This window comes from Sorangium sp. So ce1335 (assembly GCF_051521615.1).
Taxonomy (GTDB): Bacteria; Myxococcota_A; Polyangia; order Polyangiales; family Polyangiaceae; genus Sorangium.
The window spans coordinates 6,941,478-6,960,573 of record NZ_CP150363.1; the positions used below are offsets into that span (position 1 = coordinate 6,941,478).

General features: G+C 70.1%; 11 protein-coding genes. 3 read left to right on the plus strand and 8 right to left on the minus strand.

Going from position 1 to position 19,096, the window contains the following annotated elements:
- Positions 1-69: 69 nt before the first annotated feature.
- From WMF24_RS25725 to WMF24_RS25750, 6 genes are all read right to left on the minus strand, one after another.
- Positions 70-1,461 carry a DDE-type integrase/transposase/recombinase gene (locus WMF24_RS25725; RefSeq protein WP_437730026.1) on the minus strand — a complete coding sequence of 464 codons (1,392 nt, stop codon included), beginning with the start codon at positions 1,459-1,461 and terminating at the stop codon, positions 70-72.
- Positions 1,462-1,585: 124 nt separating this feature from the next.
- On the minus strand, positions 1,586-2,206 hold the full coding sequence (locus tag WMF24_RS25730; RefSeq protein ID WP_437730027.1) for a hypothetical protein: 621 nt from the start codon (positions 2,204-2,206) through the stop codon (positions 1,586-1,588).
- A 539-nt stretch (positions 2,207-2,745) separates the two neighbouring features.
- Positions 2,746-3,567: an ATP-binding protein gene (locus tag WMF24_RS25735; protein WP_437730028.1), complete on the minus strand. Its 822-nt coding sequence runs from the start codon at positions 3,565-3,567 to the stop codon at positions 2,746-2,748.
- On the minus strand, positions 3,567-5,132 hold the full coding sequence (gene istA, locus WMF24_RS25740; RefSeq protein ID WP_437730029.1) for an IS21 family transposase: 1,566 nt from the start codon (positions 5,130-5,132) through the stop codon (positions 3,567-3,569). Before istA ends, WMF24_RS25735 begins: the two co-directional genes overlap by 1 nt.
- 1,961 nt (positions 5,133-7,093) lie before the next feature.
- Positions 7,094-8,962, minus strand: coding sequence for an IgGFc-binding protein (locus tag WMF24_RS25745; RefSeq protein WP_437730030.1), 1,869 nt, complete (start codon positions 8,960-8,962; stop codon positions 7,094-7,096).
- A 132-nt stretch (positions 8,963-9,094) separates the two neighbouring features.
- Positions 9,095-11,329 carry a hypothetical protein gene (locus WMF24_RS25750; protein ID WP_437730031.1) on the minus strand — a complete coding sequence of 745 codons (2,235 nt, stop codon included), beginning with the start codon at positions 11,327-11,329 and terminating at the stop codon, positions 9,095-9,097.
- Positions 11,330-12,108: 779 nt separating this feature from the next.
- Between WMF24_RS25750 and WMF24_RS25755 the strand changes: the two genes are divergently transcribed.
- On the plus strand, positions 12,109-13,707 hold the full coding sequence (locus WMF24_RS25755) for an endo-1,4-beta-xylanase (RefSeq protein ID WP_437730032.1): 1,599 nt from the start codon (positions 12,109-12,111) through the stop codon (positions 13,705-13,707).
- Positions 13,708-14,105: 398 nt separating this feature from the next.
- A complete protein-coding gene (locus WMF24_RS25760) occupies positions 14,106-14,594 on the plus strand; it encodes a VOC family protein (RefSeq protein WP_437730033.1) in 489 nt (162 codons plus the stop codon).
- Between the two features lie 455 nt (positions 14,595-15,049).
- Here the strand turns inward: WMF24_RS25760 and WMF24_RS25765 are convergent, their stop codons facing one another.
- Positions 15,050-15,622, minus strand: a complete 573-nt coding sequence (locus WMF24_RS25765; RefSeq protein WP_437730034.1) for a hypothetical protein — start codon at positions 15,620-15,622, stop codon at positions 15,050-15,052.
- A gap of 694 nt (positions 15,623-16,316) precedes the next feature.
- Here WMF24_RS25765 and leuA point away from each other — a divergent pair.
- The gene (gene leuA / locus WMF24_RS25770) at positions 16,317-18,002 is read left to right on the plus strand and encodes a 2-isopropylmalate synthase (RefSeq protein ID WP_437730035.1); all 1,686 of its coding nucleotides are present in this window, start codon (positions 16,317-16,319) and stop codon (positions 18,000-18,002) included.
- A 47-nt stretch (positions 18,003-18,049) separates the two neighbouring features.
- On the opposite strand, the gene WMF24_RS25775 is transcribed toward leuA, so the two are convergent.
- The gene (locus tag WMF24_RS25775; protein ID WP_437730036.1) at positions 18,050-19,087 is read right to left on the minus strand and encodes a LamG-like jellyroll fold domain-containing protein; all 1,038 of its coding nucleotides are present in this window, start codon (positions 19,085-19,087) and stop codon (positions 18,050-18,052) included.
- Between the last annotated feature and the right edge of the window lie 9 nt (positions 19,088-19,096).

Here is a 19,096-nt window from a genome sequence, read left to right on the forward strand (position 1 = left end):
GGCAACCACAGCTCGGCATCGTCGAGCTCCTTGGAGAAGGGGGCCGTGCGAAGGCCGAAGAAGCCGAGCTCAGAAGATCGCATCGAGGTCCTCCTCCCCATCGGCCTCGTCCGCGCCGGTCGCCAGGGCCGCGTCGCGCGCGCTCTTGACGAGCAGGGCGCCGCCCGGGTCGAAGGCAACAGGCTGCCCCGCGGCCGACGCGCCGCCGCTCGTGGCTCGGCGCGCTGGCCGCTTGACGTGCGCGTTGTGTACCGGGTCGACAGGGCGAAGCGGGATCCGCTGCCCCTCCAGCTCGACGACCGGGGCGAGAGGCTCGTCGAGCAGGCAATAGGCGACCGTCACGACACGGCCGGCGAGGTAGCCGTGATCAAGCTCGAAGAGCTGTCCTCGGAGGGCGACGGTCGTGTCGCGGCGCACGCGCCGACGCTGCCGGAGCGTGAGCGCCTCGCGCAGGCGAGCCTCGGAGAGGGCGTCGATCTCGCGCTGCCCGGGCGCGTACACAAGCCCCGGCGCGCGCCCCATCAGCCCGGCGTGCGGCGACGGGTGGTAGTGGACGTCGAGGAAGGCCTGGATGCGAGAGGAGATGTCCTGCAGCGACGTGACCGAGCCCAGGTGGTCGAGCACGTTCTCTCGAAGCGTCCGCCAGAATCGCTCCATCTTACCACGCGCCTGCGGGTCGTAGGGGCGCGCGTGAAGCAGGGTGATCCCGAGGCGCGAGCAGAAGAGGCGCAAGGCGTCGCCACGGTAGGTTGCACCGTTGTCGAGGTAGAGCGCATCGGGGACTCCGTAGAGCCGGAGGGCACGGACGAGCAGCCGCAGCAGGGTGTCTTCCTTCTCGTCGCTCTCGACCGAGAGGATGACGATGAAGCGCGAGGCATCGTCGAGCAGGGCGTGGATCCGCACCGTGACCCTTCGGCCGTCGAGATGAAGTGTCGGGCCGTGACACACGTCACCATGCCAGAGCGCATCAGGGCGCTCGGCTTGCCACTTGAGCCGAGTCGTCGGCCCTTTCCCGTCGCGCTGCGGGATCTTGTCGAGCCCCTCTTGACGGAAGAGGCGACGCACGGTCGACGCGCTGACCGTGGCGCTCAGGCGTCCGTCTGCGCGGAGCGTGCGCAGGATGAGTGGCACCGAAGCGTCCGGGTGCTCCCGGCGGATGTCGCACAGCAGCCTTCTCAGCACCGGGTCGAGCTCGCGGCCGCGCCCGCGGTCGCGACGGGCGCGAGGGCAGAGCCCTTCGAGCCCGCGCTGGCGGTAGGCATAGAGCCAGCGCTCGAGTGTCGGCACCGCGAAGGTGCGTGTACACGAGCTCCCGGGCGGTCGCACGCGCTCCTTCGAGAGGGCGCGTAGCGCTTCGACGAGGTCGCCATGCTCGAGATCGCGAGCGCAGAGCTGCCCGATCACGCCGTGGCGGAAGATGGCGATCTCCTCCGCGTGGTCTCTGGGTTTGAGGATGTCCACGAGCGGTCCTTTCCACGGGTCCGTCTTCGACGACCCATGTGGACCCAGTGCCTCATTCCTGCACCGCCGTGCCCGATCCTGCGTGGTGGAGTCGCCGGAGCTTGCGTTGGCCTGCGGATGGGCATCACGCTGCGAGCACGGCGCCGCGGAACGCCAGGTGCGGCGCCGGCTCCCGCGTGCTGCCCTGAGGTGACAGCCCCACGAGCTGCATCGCGGTGCGCTCGGCGATCTGCGCGCGGGGGCTTTCCGCGCCATGGCGCCCGAGCCGAGGGAACAGCTGTCCACGGCGGCTGGCCTCGATCCAGCGAGACGGCGCGAGCCACCGCTCGGCCGCTGCGACGCCCAGGGTCGCGCAGGGGCACACCTCGGCGCGGGCGACAGGCGTGCTCACGCCGTCGAGCCCGATGCGAGCGAGCACCCAGCCGATCGCCGCCGCGGAGTAGCGCCGGCGGTGCAGCAACCCGCGAGGCACTACGACCACGATCGCGCCGCAGGCGCTGCAGCGGTAGCGTCGAGCTTGGATCGTGACCTGCTGGGGAGCGCCGCCGGGCTCGAGCGGGCCGCACACCAGCCGCTCGCGCAGGCCGTGGCCGCGCATCACCAGCGGGCCGTTGACGGGGCGGCCGGCCGCGTCGCAGCAGGGGCAGCGCGCGGGCCGCACGAGGTCAACCGTTGGCAGCACCGTCATCCAGCGCTTGATGTCGACGTCGGCTTGAACGATCCTGCATGAGCTCCGCTCCTGCACGGTGCTCGGAGCACGACGAGGGGAAGACGGGTCGCCACAACACGCATCCCCTCGTCGCCTATTTTGTGGCCGGCCTCGCGCCGATGCTCCGCTCCCTCGGCCCCGGCCTTACGTCAGCGAGGGGCTGACGTGTCGCAAAGTGTAGTGGTAATTGGGGTCGTGGAACGGGAATGCAAGGGCGCTCAGCGCGGCGAATGCCACGTCGCAGGGTCATGGGGCCACCCCTTTGCAGGGTCATGGGGCCAGGGGGAGACGACGTGATCGGTCTCGACCATGCCCGAGACCGCGAAGCGTGTCGAGGTCCCCGGAGCCGGGCGCGAAGCGACCGGCGACGTCCCTCTTTTTTGCAGGGTCATGGGGCCACCCGGGCCCCCTGGTAGGTCCGGCGCAGGGGTCACGACGCTCAGGAGCAGGAACGTCCACCCCGCCCCCGGCGCCCCTCGCGGCCATGCTGACGAGGGTGGGCGAGGCGCGCCGAGTGGAGCGAGGGGGTCAGCGGCGCGGCCCCGGGATCGACGTCCTCGCCGGGGCCGCAGCGGTCATCGCCGCTTGCTGCGTGGATGGGTGGGCGGCTTGCTGCGCGCGGGCACTGGCGCGGCCGTGTTGCTCTCGTCGAGCTTCGGCTTGAGCCGTGGCCTGTACGACTCGCCCTCGACGATGAAGTCGAACGCCGCGTTCTTGAACCGATCGACGGCGCTCTGCGCGAGCAGCACGTCGTCGAACATCGCGAGCCACTCGGCCGTGTCGCGATTGCTCGTGACGATCATCGACGCGTGACCCGTGCGCTCGAGGAAGAGCTGGTAGACGTCGCGGCTCTCTTCCTTGCTCATCGCCTCGAGCGCGAAGTCGTCGAGGATGAGCAGGTCGACGGTCGTGAGCGCGACCATCTCGGCGTCGCGTGAGTTGTCGAGCCTGCTCTGGCGCAGCCTGCGCAGCATCGCGTCGGCGCGCAGGAAACGCACGCTGTAGCCGTGCTGGCACGCGAGGTGTCCGAGCGCGTTCGCGAGGAAGGTCTTGCCCACGCCGACCGAGCCGAGGATGACGATGTGCTTGTGCTCTTCGAGGAAGCGCAGGCTCGTGAACCCACCGAGCAGACGCTTGTCGAAGCTGACCTTCGCGGTCTTGTCCCAGAGCTCCAGGCGCATGTTGGGATCGAGCCCGGCGTCGCGTACGCGGCTCTCCGTCGCGCTCGCCTCGCGGCGCGCGATCTCGTCGGTGAGCAGCATGAGCAACATCTCCTCGTGCCCCATCGACTGCTTCTCGGCCAGCAGCAGCCGCTCACGCAACGTCGCTGCGATGCGGCCGAGGCGCAGGCGCTTGAGCGCCGTGACGAGCGCGGGGTCGACTTCGCTCGAGCTCATCACGCCTCCTCCTTCGTCGCGGCAGCCGCCAGCGTGCGTGTCGCGAAGTGCTCGGTGCTGCGCGCGAACCGCGGCGTGGGGAGCGCAACGACCTTGCGCTCATCCGTGGGCGGTGACGCGGGCGTCTTCGCCGTCTCGAGCATGCGCGTCACGCGCTGCACGTCGACGACATCGAACGCGAGCGCGCTCTGGCAGATCGCCTCGACGCGCCCGTTGCCGAACTTGTTGCACAGCCGCAGCAGCGCATAGACGAGCCGCATGCGCGTCCACGGTAGCGGCACATCGAGCAGCCGCTCGGCGTAGATGCCGACGTGCACGCCGCACTTCTTCGCGCTCGCGATGAGCGAAGCCACATCGCGCTCGGCCGCGATGTCCTTGCCCACGGGGTAGTCGCTCGGGTCGGTGGAGCGCTTGCCCGGCGCAACGCGCGCGTGCACCTTCACGAGCTGCGTGCCGGCGTAGATCCTCACGGACACGCTGTCGGCGCGAACGCGCACCGTGCTGCCGACGTAGCGCGTTGGCACGCTGTAGAGCGACCGGAGGACCTGCACGTGATGGTCCGGGTGCACCTTTGCATCAGTCCAGTGCGGTACGTCGAACGGAGCTGTCGGCGCCGGCTTCATGGCGCTCCTCTCGCGTGCCTCGAACACCTCGCGCGGCACTTCGCGCGTCGTGCCGTGGACGCGCGCACCGGCGACGTGGCGACACCATCGCTCAGCGGACGCGCGCGCCTCGTCGAGGCTGGTGAACGACTCGCCGTCGAACCAGCTCTCGCGCACGTACGCGACCTGATTCTCGACACGCGCCTTGTCTTTGGGCGACCTGACTCGCGCGGCATCCACCAACACCCCGCGCGTCTGCGCGTAGTCGAGGAACGCCGGCACGAGCACGGGGGCGAGCTCGTCAGCGCGCAGCACGATGGCCTTCATGTTGTCCGGGAGGATCACGCGCGCCATCGCGCCGAAGAACCTCCACGCCGCATCCAGCCCCGCGCACACCGCCGCCGTGGTCTGCTCGAACGACGGCCACACGAACTGGTAGCGGCTGTACGCGAGCGTCACCACGAGCACCCACAGATTTCGAACCCGCTGCGTCGCTGGATCGAACAGCTTACCCATCAGGCCGAAGTCGATCTGCGCGACCTCGCCGGGCTCGGTGTCAGCGACGCGAACCGTCGGCGTCTTCTTGCGCCACGCGAGCTCCTCCATGACGAAGCGCCGGAGCGTGTCGTAGCTCGCGCTGACGCCGTGGTCGCGCTTGAGCAGCGTGTGGATCTTCGTCAGCTTCAGCGGCCGAGGCTGGGCGAGCCAGGCCTCGATACGTGCGCGATGCGCGCCGATCTCTTTCCACTCTTCGCTCGCGTCGGGCACCGGGCGCGCCTGCACGCGCTGGGCGATTGCGTGGATCTCCTCGTCCGTCGGCTCGCGATCGGGCGGCAGTGGCAATGTCGCAGCGGCCTCGAAGTACCTGCCGACCGTCTTGCGATCGAACCCTGTCTCGCGCGCCACGTGACGCGCGCTCTGCCCCGCCGCACGACGGCGGAGCATTTCCTTGATGTCAACCATGATCAGCTCTCGGTAGGGCATCGGCCTCCTTCCGACGGCGACCCGCGCCGTCGTCGGAAGGAGCCCGTCTCAGATCCCGACCGCGGCGTCCCGAGCTGGCCCCATGAGGCTGCAAAAAACCTCGGAAGCCGGCCCCATGACCCTGCAAAAAACTGGGTCACGCCCCCGCGCGGGTGGCCCCATCCTCCTGCGTTTGGGGTGGCCCCATGACCCTGCAAAAAACGCCGTCAGGTGGCCCCATGAGGCTGCAAACCGGCAGCGGCGAAGTCGCGCGACTTGACGTTTGTGTGAGATTTTTTGGTTGGTTTTAGGAATGCACAGCGAACGCCGGCCGACGGCGGGGCATCAGCCTCCACCCTGGCTTCCTCTCTCGGGCCCACACCGGCTCGCTGATGGGCGGGCAGCGGCCGATCAGGGGATTCCCATCACGAATAGGGATCGAGATCGGGGCGAACTCCACTTTTGAGAGGGCGCGGTAACAGTTGGTCGACGCCCGGCCCTGAGCGCCTCCCGCAACCCGCACCAATCCCGCAGGCTGTGGAGTGAGGGCGCCGTTTCGATGGGCGGATAAACCATTGATCTACCTGGCTTTTCCGGCACGGGGCGGTGCGTCTCGACGGAAGCTCCCTCGACCGCGGGCAGGCCCGCCGTCCAGGAAGGGACGCCGCTCGCGAGTTGCTGCATAGAGGCGCTCACGGACATGTAGGCGTCATGCTCCTGCGGCCCGAGCACGGCCGAAAGCATGGCCGTCGTCGATGTCATGCGCCCGGCGAGGACGAGGGCGAACCCCCTTCGCCATCTTCCTCGGGCGGCCCGCGAGCGCCGCCCTGGCCGGCGGGCAGCGTCTGGATCGCGCTGTCGGGCACCGTCAGCCTGGCCTGAAGCGCGACGATCCAATGCTCGGCTGGACGTCCTCGGCCACCGCAGCCCCCTGCGCCGCGCGAGCCGCCGCCTGCGCTTCCCTTGGAGGCCATGCCGCACACGCCGAGTCCGCCACGACGGCCGCCGCCCTGGCCCGGCATACCGCGACCGCCATCGCCTGCCTCGTCGCCCTCCCATCCTGCCCCCGTGAGCCGCCGATGGCCTCGCCAGGCGCGCCGATGACGCCCCGCATGCCGCTGCTGCTGGTGGAACGGCTGCAGCAACCATCGCCACGCCGGTTGCCGAGTCCTCCCTGACCATCGTGGTCGGAGTTCGGCTGGGATACGAGCTCGCCGCCCTCCCCATTTCCCGCGCCGTCGGCGAGCCCGTCGCTTCCCTTGTCACCGACGCTCGAGTCCCGCGCTACCACGGGTTCACCACCGCAGGCCCGCCGGCCACGGTGACTGCCGAGCACGCATTCCCGCCGCACATGCCATGCGCCCCGTCAGGTGCGTGATTCAGCACGGGCCACTTCTCGCCATCGCGGCATCCATATCCATGGGATGCGCGGATCTCGCTCCAGATGAGCGCCACCGCGTCACCTGACCGGACGAGCATCCCAATATGGATTCCGCCCTGAATCGTCATGTGGTCGATCCTCGAGACGCGCCATCCGCCGTGCCCCCGTGTGTCGCCGACTCGTCGGTGAAATCAAGGACGAATAGCTGTTCGCGGACAATGCTGTCGGCTGTAGGACCCTGGTCATGGCGTCAGCTGTAAGATCCTCGCCATAGCGTTCAACTGTCCGACAGTGAGATTCCCCGTAGAGATCCCCGCCGAGCGCTAAGATCACAGTGAGCCCGCCGCGGAGGGAGCTCGTCGCGCGGGGCTGGGGCGCTCGCGACCCTGAACACCATTTCCACCGTAGGCCCCCGTGGGGGGAGCTCGTCGCGCGGGGCTGGGACAGGCAGTTGTCTGAGCGGACTTGACGTCCTGTGTCTGGCGTGCGCAGCACGCCGGGCACAGGACGTCTCACGCGAGTTCTGCCTGTCCTGGCCCCGCGCGACGAGCTCCCCCCACGGGGGCCGGGCCATTCCGGGCTATTGCGGGATGGGCGGCGCCACCACGTCGTTGATGCTCGCGACATTTCCGCCCGCCGGATACCCATACGAGGCGAAGAAATCCGTCCCCCACACGGTGATCCCGAACGCCCCCGCGCTGCTCGCCTCGTGCTGGCTCGTCTCGCACGCCGCCCTCGCGCCGATGAACCCGCGGCTCAGGTCCACGTGCGCCACCTCGAAGTGCCCCCCGGTCCCGACCGGCTGCCACCCGGTCACCTCACCGAGGCAGCTCAGCTCCACCTCCGAGAAGCCGTTCGCCCCCTTGACGCGCGTGATCACGAGGTTCGTCGTCCCGTAGGTCGGATCCGTGAAGAACGCGTACCGCTCGAGGAACTGCCTGGGCGGGAGCTGGATCACCCACTCCTCGTCCCCGAGCAGGCACGACTGCCCTGGGAGCGGGATCTCGTCCACGCACCCCGGCAGCGTGGCGGACGGAGCCCCCGGCATGTAGTGCGTGAGCATGAACGGGTGCTCGTCGTCCTGCGAACGCACCGAGAACAGCTCCGTCGTCTCGAACTCCCTCACCTCGCCCGCGTCCAGCGTCATCGGCGCGTCCACGGGCGGCGCCGGATCCCAGGCGAGCACCGTGCCATCGGCCACGCCGAGCAGGCGGTAGACGACGCTCTCGGCCCGCTGGTTGTGCAGGCGCGACACGACGCCGGCGCCGACGTACTCGCTGCCGAGCGCCCTGATCGGCGCGATCTGCTGGTGGGCCGCGTCGTGCCCGCCCCCCCGCGGCGACGTGTCGGAGCTCACCTGCATGTACGTGTTGCCGGTCCACACGCCGACCGGCTTGCTCGACTGGAGAACGGCGCCGCTCGGGTCCGCGCCCATCCACTGCGCGATCTCGCCGGCGCCGAGCGTGATCTGCGTGGTGGCGTTCGCCTGCGCGGCCGGCACCCCGGCGCCGCCCGGCAGCGACGCGCGGGGCACCAGCTCCACCGTCGTGTCGTCCTCGGCGGCGACGAGCATCATCCACAGCGAGCCGCTGCCCTGCGCGTTCGGCGCCAGAGCGTAGTAGTTCGTCCCCCACGTGCTGCGCGGCAAGAGCAGCGACGCGCTCGGGAGGAAGCTGATCGCCCCGCCGTACGGCAGGATGTCGTACGCGGACACGGGCGTATCCGACGTGACCTGGAACGCGGTGCCCATGCCGCTCTTGTGGACCGCGGCGTCGTCGAGCACGGCGGGGCGCTTTGGACACTCGAGGGTGCCATAGGTCGTCGACGCCCCCGGCAGGTGAGAGAGGAACAGCACCGCCACCTCGCCCGGCGGGATCCCCTCCTCGGGCAGCGGCGTGTACGTCGTGCCCGGGCCGATGCCGCTCGGGAGGTAGGCGAACCGGGCCGGGTCGAGCGCCTCGCCGGCGCGCTCGACGCGGATCTTCGCGTGGCGGGCCCAGGTGTTCGCGAGGAAGACCGCGTGGCACGCGCCGTTGTAGCGGGAGCGGGCGTTCTCGTTCTCGAAGAACGGCGGCGACGGCGCGAGGTAATCGCAGCCGATCGATCCGCCCGCCTTCGCCGCGGCCTCGCACGCGGGAATGCACTGTGCCTGGTGACACCCCAGCTCGGGCGGGCACACCTCGACGGCGTTCCCCTCGGCGTCGACGACCTCCCGCATGTCCGCAGAACAGCCCGTCGCCACGGCGACGCCGCTGCTGCTGTCGCCGGTGCCGATATCCAGGCCTCCGGACGCCGAGCTGCCCAGCCCTGGCGATCCCCCCACGCCGTCCGCGCTGGACGACGCGGCCGGTTTCCCGTCAGGGCCATTGTTCGGGTCCGCCGTGGCGGCGCAGCCGGCGGCTGCTGAGGGCAGCAGCACGAACAGCAGGTAGGTGTAAGGCGACCTCATCCCCTGAAGTCATCGTGTCGCGGGGGACCTGTCAAGCGCCGCGCGGCCGTGATCAGGTGAGGAGTGTCGATGACCGCGCCAAGCTCCTTGATTTTCAACTTCGCGCGTCCCCGACGGAGCGACGCGCCGCGCCTAGTTCGACCGGGTCGGCGCGTACTTGTAGAATTTCTGCGCCCACTCGATGGTCCAGATCGCGGGCTCGACGTACACGTTCTTGTCCTGGCCGAGGATCATCTCCCGCTTGATCTTCGCCATCGCGGACAGGAAGACCTTGCGGTCATCCTCCATGCGCTGCCGCATCACGGTCGAGGGCGGGTACAGCTCCTTGACCTGGGCGACGGTCGCCTCGTCGTTGATCCACCGGTCGACCCCGCGCTCCCCGTCCGGGAGATAGCGGCGGTCCCCATCCAGCCAGTCGCGCAGGTCGTTGTCGCCGCGGTTCATGCCGTCGGCGTGGCAGCCGATGCACGCGCTGCCGGTGTTCAGGCGGCGGTCCGTGCTCGCGAAGCCGATCCGGCTCGTGATCACGGCGTCCGCGTCCTCGCGGGTGATGCGCGGGTCGCGCACGATGTTCACGAACGCGTCGACGCGGCGCTGGTTGAAGCCGCCCCACAGCGAGTACCCCTGCAGGCCGTTCGGCAGATCCCAGATCACCTCTTCCGCCGACTGCTGGAGCCCGTCGGTCCCCGTGTAGTAGCGGCAGTTGAGGAACTGCGAGCTGCCGTAGTTCGGCTGCCCATCGCACCCGGCGGGCTCGGTGCCGAACGGCTGGGCCAGCGTCGCGACGAAGCTGAGGCTGTCCGCCGTCACGCCGCCGCCGGTCCCTGCGATGAACTTCGGGATCGGGTGCGCCCAGAAGGGGAACCGGATCTGGCCCTGCTCGTACGCCTGCTCGATCGTCTGGACGCTCCCCTCGAGCTGCCCGGTGAAGACGTCCCACGTCTTCCAGTAGTACCCGCCGCTCTTCGTCCGGGCGCGCCAGTACATGCGGGAGTCGATCGTGATGGCCTGCTTCGTGACCATGTACTCGTACGACTTCATCCCCTGGTCCTTGATGACCCCGAGCTCGTCCTCGAGCATCTGGGCGAACCAGGGGATCGCCATGATGGCGTTGTACACGTCCGGGCGCGTCACGGTGTAGACGAGCTGGCTCGCCTCGACGTACTCGCCCTTGAAGCCATCGGTGTAGGACGGCAGCACCCCGGAGTCCGTCGCGCCCTCCACGTTGCCCGCCTCGATGCGCCGCCAGACGAGCCTCGCGAAGTCCGGATCCTCCTCGACCTGAGCCGTGTAGTTGTACCGTTCCCGGCTCCACGTGCTCCCGTCGACCGCCTCACCCAGGTAGTTCTTCTTCGCTGTCCCGAAGGCGAGGTCGTCGTCCGACCCGCCGAAGTGGAGCTTCTTGACGCCCTTGTTGTAGCCCCAGGTATCGCGGGTATCGAAGCGGTAGACGATGCCCTTGCCGTTGATGTCGACCGGGTTGACGATGACGGGCGCCCAGCGCGCCGTCGAGTTCAGGGCCTTCGACAGCCCCACGCGGGCCACGTTCATCTCCTCGGCCGAGACGCCGGCGTTGTGGATCTCGTGCAGCGAGGCGTACTTGATGAACTCCTTGTCGGCCTCGGCGACGTTCGCCCTGTCCGTCGCGATCCATTGCTTGACCTGCTCCTCGGCGATCTTCTCGCTCGCCGGGACGGGGCGCGGGGTCTCCGGGAGGCTCGGCGCGACCTCGGCCGCCCACGCCTCGACGGCGGCGAGCATCTGCGCGTTCGCGTCCTTGCAGTCCCGACCGAAGCAGTTGTGCCGGTCGATCCCCATGCGGACGACGAGCTTCGAGTCGACCGGCTTCCTGAAGTTCACGCGCGTGAGCGCGTAGTCGTGCGCCAGCTCCGGATCGACGTCGGCGTGGATGGGCGACTGGGCCCTGCTCGTCGTGCTGTGGCAGAGCGCGCAGTTCGCAGTCAGCAGCGGGTAGACCGTCCTCTTGAACGCCTCGATCGATCGGGCCCTGTCGAAGCCCATGCCCTCCGGGATGCAGACGGCCTCGACGTTGAAGCCGCCCTTGCCGTTCGGGAGCTTGCTGAACCCGGCCTCGCACGCCGCAACGACGCCGGGATCGGGAGGCTCTGGGGGGGTGGTCGGGCTCGTCGGATCCGTGGGGTTCGTCGGGTTCCCCGGGTTGAGGGGGTCATCTGGGTTCCCGGGGTTTCCCGAGCCCGAGCTCGGGCCGGGACCTCCCGTGCCGGACTGCGCCCCGTCCGGACCGGGAGCGCTGTCGTCCCCGATCTGGGCGACGCACCCGGTCGCGAGCGGGCCCGCGATCGCGATTGCCGACGTGAGCCCGATCCAATAAGCCATGTTGCGCATCGGCGAACCCCTTCGCGACGCCTGTCGCGGTTCTCGACCCCTGGCGGAGGCCGTCAGCGTGGTGCGGCCCGTCACGTCTTGCGGAGGCGATTTCTACACCGTCGGCGGAGGCCCCTCCGGCCCCCCCAACATGTAGGCAATGCCCGCCGGCCAGGCGCCTGATCACGTCAGGCGTACAAGATTGTGCTCACGCGGAGCACGGGAGTGCTCCTGCGGGCGCGGCCGGGCCCAGGGCTTGTCCCCCATGCGCCCCACGAGACGCTGCGCGTCAGCGCGCGATCGAAGGCGACCCGCGTCATGCCCACGACGTCACCGGTGGATCCCGTCTTGCCCAGGATCGCTGTTCCGACAGGGGTGGATCGCGATTTGTTCAGGGCCGTTCCGGTGTCCGGTGTCCGGTATCGGGTGAGCGAGCGGCGCGGGTGCGGTCGAGTCTGTCGGCGCCTCGGCCGCGAGTCGGCCCGATGCCGCCATCGTCACTCCACAGCAGCCGATTTCATCGCACCTGCATCGCGCGCAGGCCGCCGCGCGATGCACGAATGATCTTGACGTAACTACCCTTTACGAAGGATAAGGTTCACTATCGCGTTGCCTCACGCACACGCAACGAAATCATCCGCTCCGCGCGCATCTCGTTCAAGGTACATCCGCAGCGGCAATGGCCAGCGCGGCCGCCCCTCGGGAGCCATCGCGCGGCGAGCGACCCCGATCGAGGCGAGGCAGCAGCGAGCCGTGGAAAGATCCGCGTTTCACTTACCTGGCAGGACGAGGAGAACAACATGAGATCTGGAATGAAGCAGGCGCTGCTGGCGGCGGCGATGGGCATCCTCGCCGTGTCGTGCGTCCTCGGTCCCGAGGAGGCGTACGATGCGGAGACCGAGGAGGGGGGGTCGCTCGACGGCGCCATCTCGGTCACTACGGGCGCGGTCTATACGATCGTCGGAACCCAGAGCAACAAGTGCGTGGAGATCCGGGGCGGGAGCACGGCGAGCTCTGCGGCGGCGCAGATTGCCAGCTGCAACGGCGCGACGCGGCAGCAGTTTCGCGCGGAGTCGGCGGGCGGCGAGTTCTACCGGCTCAAGAACGTGAACAGCGGACTCTGTCTCGCGGTCAACGGGAGCTCGACGGCGAACGGCGCGACCATCGTCCAGTCCGCCTGCAATAGCAATGCCTGGAGCCAGCAATTCCAGTTCGTCGATGTCGCGAACGGCGTCCAGCGCATCATGGGCCGCGCCAGCGGCAAGGCGTTCGACGTCATGGGCCGGGGGACGGGGGACGGCACGGGCATCCAGCAGTGGAGCTGGGCGAACGGCGACAACCAGAAGTTCTCGCTCCGGACCGTGGGCGGCGGCGGCGGATCGAGCAGCAGCTCCAGCAGCAGCTCGGGCACCGGCGGCGGCGGCACGGGCGGCGGCAGCTCGAGCAGCAGCTCCAGCAGCTCGGGCACCGGCGGCGGCGCGGGCGGCGGCGGTACGGGCGGCGGCGGCTCGGGCGGCGGGGGCGGCGGCGCCAGCGGCGGGAAGTTCGTGGGCAACATCACGACCAGCGGCGCGGTGCGCGACGGCTTCGCGAGGTACTGGAACCAGATCACGCCCGAGAACGAGGGCAAGTGGGACGCCGTCGAGCGGACGCGCGGGCAAAAGAACTGGGCGGCGCTCGACCGGATCTACAACTACGCGAAGCAGAACAACGTCATCTTCAAGCAGCACGTGTTCGTGTGGGGCGCCCAGCAGCCGAGCTGGATCGGGGGCCTCTCCGCGCAGCAGCAGCAGGAGGCCGTGAAGGACTGGATGCGGTCGTTCTGCGCGCGCTACCCGGACACGAAGTACATCGACGTGGTCAACGAGCCGCCGCCCCACACGACGCCCTCCTACATCAACGGCATCGGCGGCTCAGGCGCCAGCGGCTGGGACTGGATCGTCAACTCCTTCAAGTGGGCGCGCGAGTACTGCCCGAACGCGGTGCTGATCCTCAACGACTACAACAACATCGAGTACCAGGGCGATCACGACAACTTCATGAGGATCGCGCAGGCGGTCATCCGGGCGGGCGCCCCGGTCGACGCCCTCGGCGCGCAGGCCCACGACGCCTACAAGATCAACACGAACACCGTGAAGGGGTACATCGACAAGCTCGCCTCGCTGGGCAAGCCCGTGTACATCACCGAGTACGACATCGGCATCGCGGACGACAACCAGCAGAAGCGGGTGATGGAGGAGCAGTTCACGATGTTCTACAATCACCCCTCGGTCAAAGGCATCACCCTCTGGGGTTACATCGTGGGCACCACCTGGCGGGCCAACACGGGTATCCAGCACCCGGACGGCAGGATGCGGCCGGCCATGCAGTGGCTCATGAACTTCCTCGGCCGCGGCTGACGTCAGATCGCCGTCGCATTGCCGCCCGGCTCCGGCTTCTGCTCCAGCCCCCTCGCCTTTGCTGTGATCTCCTCACGTGAGCGAGGTCGCGCAGAGGAGGTCATGCGCACGCGAGCCAGTCCCGAGGTCGGAAGATCCGAATCTTCTTGACGCCCGCAAAGACTTTAGGATTTCTACCCGTCGAGGCGCCGGCGAGCGCGGGCTCGTGAAGGCCGGTTCGTCTGGCGAGGCAGATCCCCCTGCCGTCGGTCGGCTCGCCCCCGAAGGCCGACCGACGGCCAACGCCGCTCGGCGACCAGCAAGGGGGCAGCAGGGGGATCATGACCGAGCGGGGTTTTCAGGCTGTTCGTCCGGGGCGGCCTGCGGCTGACCCGCGCGTGCAACAGAGGAGAGCAACGATGAACAAGAACACCATCTGCTTGTGGTTCGACCGTGATGCGGAAGAGGCCGCGCGCTTTTACGCCCGGACCTTTCCGGACAGCACGGTCGGCGCGGTGCACCGGTCGCCGTCCGACTTTCCAGGCGGCAAGGCGGGCGACGTCCTGACGGTCGAGTTCACGGTGTGCGGCGTGCCGTGCATTGGCCTCAACGGCGGGGACGTGTTCAAGCAGAGCGAGGCGTTCTCCTTTCAGATCGCCACCGACGATCAGGCGGAGACCGACCGTTACTGGAACGCGATCGTCGGCAACGGCGGCGCGGAGAGCGCGTGCGGCTGGTGCAAGGACAGATGGGGCCTGTCGTGGCAGATCACGCCGCGCGTCCTGACCGAGGCGATGGCCAGGGGCGGCGATGTGGCGAAGCGCGCGTTCGAGGCGATGATGCAGATGCGGAAGATCGACGTCGCCACGATCGAGGCGGCGGTGCGCGGCGAGCCCGCGCCGAAATGAGCCAGCCTGTCCAGGTGAGCAAGCCCACCCCGCCGTAGGCCGAGGAGGCCCCGAGGGTCGCAGACCAGGTCGACGACCCGGTTCTGGATGCCCCCGGGGCACGTCCGGCAGGTGAGCGACCCGCGAAGAGAAGCCGATCGGCCTGCGTGAGCACCACGACGACCCGATCTGGAACGCCCGGCGGCATGCCGGGACAGGTCGGCGACCCGTCGGGGATACCTCCCGGCTTGCCGGACAGGTCGGCGACCCGTCCGGGATGCCTCCCGGCTTGCCGGACGGGTCGCGGACCCGTCGGGGATACCTCCCGGCTTGCCGGACAGGTCGGCGACCCGTCGGGGATACCTCCCGGCTTGCCGGACGGGTCGGCGACCCGTCGGGGATACCTCCCGGCTTGCCGGACGGGTCGGCGACCCGTCGGGGATACCTCCCGGCTTGCCGGACAGGTCGATCGATCGTCAGAAGCGGCCGACGAGGCCGAGGCCGGCGCTGCTCGGGCCGAACGACATGGGCGTCGGGAGCACGAACGGCTTGCCGACATCGTTGCGGACCAGCACCGTCTTCGGGACGAGGAGGCCGGGCAGGAGCAGGGCGGCCCCCGTGATCTGGACGAGCCCGTCGAGGACGAGCGCCATCGTCTCGAGGTCGTCCTGCCGGGTCGTGGCCAGGGTGAGGAACGGGCCCGCGCACGGCACGAACAGCGCCGCATAGCCCGACGAGCCGCGGTACACGGCGTCCGCGCCGCCGATCGCGGTGAAGAGGTAGACCGTCCCGAAGACGATCGCGCCGCTGATCACCAGCCCCTTGCGGACGCGCGCCTCCGGATGATAGCCGGGCGGCACCGGCTCACCCTCCCTCCAGGGGAGCACCTTCGGGCCCGCAGCGGGAGCGCCGGGGCCGGCATAGTAGCCCGGAGGCGGCGCCGCCTGCGGCGCGGGCAGGGGCTGCGCCGGCACGGGCGGCGCAGCCGGCGGCGGGGCGTCGTCCGCGCGCGCCTCGCCGGGACCGAAGTGGAAGACAGAGACGAGCATCGCTACCGCAGCAGCGCGCCCCCCTCGTCGAAGCGACCTTCGATTCACCACGTCAGCTTGCTCGCGCTCGCGTCCTGGCATGCTCTGTCACCTCGCGTCGGGAAGGACCCTGCCAGCTATCGTATCCCCACCGCCGTCAATTCGCTGCGCGATGCGCGCGAGTTGTCGAGCTTTTCCCCGACATCCCCGCTGTCGTGAGGCCCGATGTCAGGCATCGTGCTCCGACCTGCGAATCGGCCCGAGGCGCGAAGACGATGTGTCCGACCGCGGGCCGGCTCAGGGAGCCGCCCGGGGCGAGCGCGCCGCGGACACGGTCCTCGCGAGCGCCACCGCCGCGCCGGCCACCACGAGATGGCGGCGCGCGGCCCACCACGAGATGGCGGCGCGCGGCGGCACCGCGAGGACCGCGCCCGCGGCGGAGCCGCAGCGCTCGCGACCGGAGCCACAGGCCCGGCCACCATCGCCCGCGCCGCGCCGCTGGACAAGCCAGAGGATGTTCGCTAGATTGCTCGCCCGATGTCGATCCTCGCGCGCGCCCTCCGCCCCTGCCTAGGCCTACGGCCTCGGGGGCCCTCCGCGCGCTGCTGACGACGTCCGTCTTCGCAGCTCGGCCCCCGCCCGTTCCTTGGCCCGGTGGGGGCTCTCGCATCGTCGTCGCGACGGCTCCCATCCTCAGCTTTCTGGGAGTCCTCTCATGTCCACGATGCCTGTCCACAAGTACAAGCCCTTTCAGCCCATCCACCTGCCCGACCGGCAATGGCCCGGCCGCGTGATCGAGCGGGCGCCGCGCTGGTGCAGCGTGGACCTGCGCGACGGCAACCAGGCCCTCGTCGAGCCCATGGGCCCGGAGCGCAAGCTCCGCATGTGGCACGAGCTCCTGCGCATGGGGTTCAAGGAGATCGAGGTGGGCTTCCCCAGCGCGTCGCAGCCCGACTTCGACTTCGTGCGCAGGATCATCGACGAGGGGCTCATCCCCGACGACGTGACGATCCAGGTGCTCACGCAGGCGCGCGCCGAGCTGATCGAGCGCACGTTCGAGGCGATCCGCGGGGCGCGCCGCGCGGTCGTCCACCTCTACAACTCCACCTCGACGCTCCAGCGACGCGTCGTGTTCGGCCTGGACCGCGCCGGCATCGTCGACATCGCCGTGCGCGGCGCGCGGCTCGTGAAGGAGCTCGCCGCGCGCATGCCGGAGACCGAGGTCGTCCTCGAGTACTCCCCGGAGAGCTTCACGGGGACCGAGCTCGATTTCGCGAGGGAGATCTGCGAGGCCGTGATGGACGTGTGGCAGCCGAGCCCGTCACGGAAGATCATCCTGAATCTGCCGGCGACCGTCGAGATGTCCACGCCCAACGTGTACGCGGATCAGATCGAGTGGATGCACCGGAACCTGAAGCAGCGCGACAGCATCGTGCTGAGCGTCCACCCGCACAACGACCGCGGCACCGCGGTCGCGGCGGCGGAGCTCGCGCTGATGGCGGGCGCGGACCGGGTGGAAGGCACGCTGTTCGGGAACGGCGAGCGCACCGGGAACGTCGATGTCGTCACGCTCGCGCTCAACCTGTTCTCCCAGGGCGTGGATCCGGAGCTCGAGATCCGCGACGTCCAGGCGATCAAGGAGACGGCGGAGCACTGCAATCGGCTGCCGGTCCACCCGCGCCACCCCTATGTCGGCGACCTCGTGTACACCGCCTTCTCGGGATCGCACCAGGACGCGATCAAGAAGGGCTTCAAGGCGATGCGCGAGGGCGGGAGCGCGCTGTGGGAGGTGCCGTACCTGCCCATCGATCCGCAGGACGTCGGGCGCAGCTACGAGGCGGTGATCCGCGTGAACAGCCAGTCGGGCAAGAGCGGCGTGGCCTACGTGCTCGAGCACGAGTACGGCTACGCGGTGCCGAAGGGGCTCGCGGTCGAGGTGAGCCAGGCCGTGCAGCGCCGGGCCGAGCGGACCGAGGGCGAGGTGCAGAAGGCCGAGATCCTCGCGATCTTCGAGCGCGAGTACGTGAACCGCGGGGGGCCGCTGCGCGTCGTCGAGCACAGGAGGAGCGGCCAGGGCGCGGGGGAACGACACGAGTTCCACGTGCAGATACGCGGGGTATCCCACGCGCTGAGCGCCGCCGGCCAGAGCGCCGTCGAGGCCTTCGCGAGCGCGCTCTCGCGCCACGCCGGGATCGCGATCGCGGTGGAAGAGCACGCGGCGCACGCGATCGAGCGGGGCGCCGGGGCCGCGGCGTACGTGGCGCTCTCGATCGGGCGAAAGCGCAGCTTCGGGGCGGGGACGCACCCGGACGCCGTCATGGCGTCGCTCGCCGCCGTCGCCTCCGCGTGGAACCGCGCGCGGCCGGCCGAGCCGGCGCGGCTCGCTCTCTCGGCCGAGTGAGCTGGCGCGGGCCGCTGCCCGCCGCGAGGCGGGCCGCCGGATCGCCGTCACTGCCCCGGGCGGTCGTCGCTGGCGAGCAGCCCGGCGACGTGCCGCTCGATCTCCGCGGGCGTGAGCGCCCTCGCGTAGAGCGCCGCGTAGTACAGCGCGCCCGAGAAGGTCCGCCCGCCGATCTCGCGGTTGCCGAGGACGAAGTGCCGCCCTTCGAGGAGATCGAGCGTCGCGTCCACGCCGGGCAGGCGCGCGTCGTCCGCGCAGTAGCCGCCGGCCGGCTTGAGCCGCGGGGCCGGCACGCCGTTGACGTAGAGCCGCACCCGCGCCTCGGCGGGCTCCTGGACGGTCGTGTCGAGCACGCCGTGCACCACCGCGCGCTCCGGGATCCTGACGTCCCACGAGCCGCCGCAGTTGGTGCCGTTCCACCAGAAATCGATCTGGCCCGGCCTGTCCGAGCGGAGCGTGAAGCGGCCGGGCTCCGTCCCGCTCCCGATGTGGACGATGCGCGAGCCCTGGGAGCTCACCTCGGCGATGCGGAGGACGGCCTCTATCGTGCCGGTCCTCGAGCCGTGCAGGAGGCTCTGGATCTTCGTGCCGTCGATCGGGGCGGAGGCCCGGCTGTCGCCGCCGGCCGCCGTCCAGGCGAGCCCGCTGTGCCCCGCGCCGTCCCCCACGAAGCCCAGCTCCGGCCCGGTGGTCAGCGCGAGCGCCACCGGCGCGTCGGCGGCGTCTTCCGCCTGCGTTGGGGCGATCCTGAGCGCCGCTTCGTCGAGGAAATACCGCGCAACGAGGCCGTCGTCGGTGAGGCAGGAGGCGTCGCGCGTGCAGTCGATGTCGCCTGCGCCGCCGGCGCCGCCTGCGCCGCCGGTTCCCGCGCCGCCCTCCCCGCCGCCGCCGGCTCCCGCGCCGGAGCCGGCGGTCCCGCCGCCCCCGCCGCCGGTCGAGGCGCCGGCGGTCTCCGGAGCGGCACCGCCAGCGCCGCCGCCCGCTGCGCCGCCGGCCCCGCCGGCGCCGGGGAGATCGCCGAGCCGCAGCTCGGGGGCGCACGCCACGAGGAGCTGGAGCGAGACGAGCAGCAGGCGCGCGCTCATGTGCGCCGC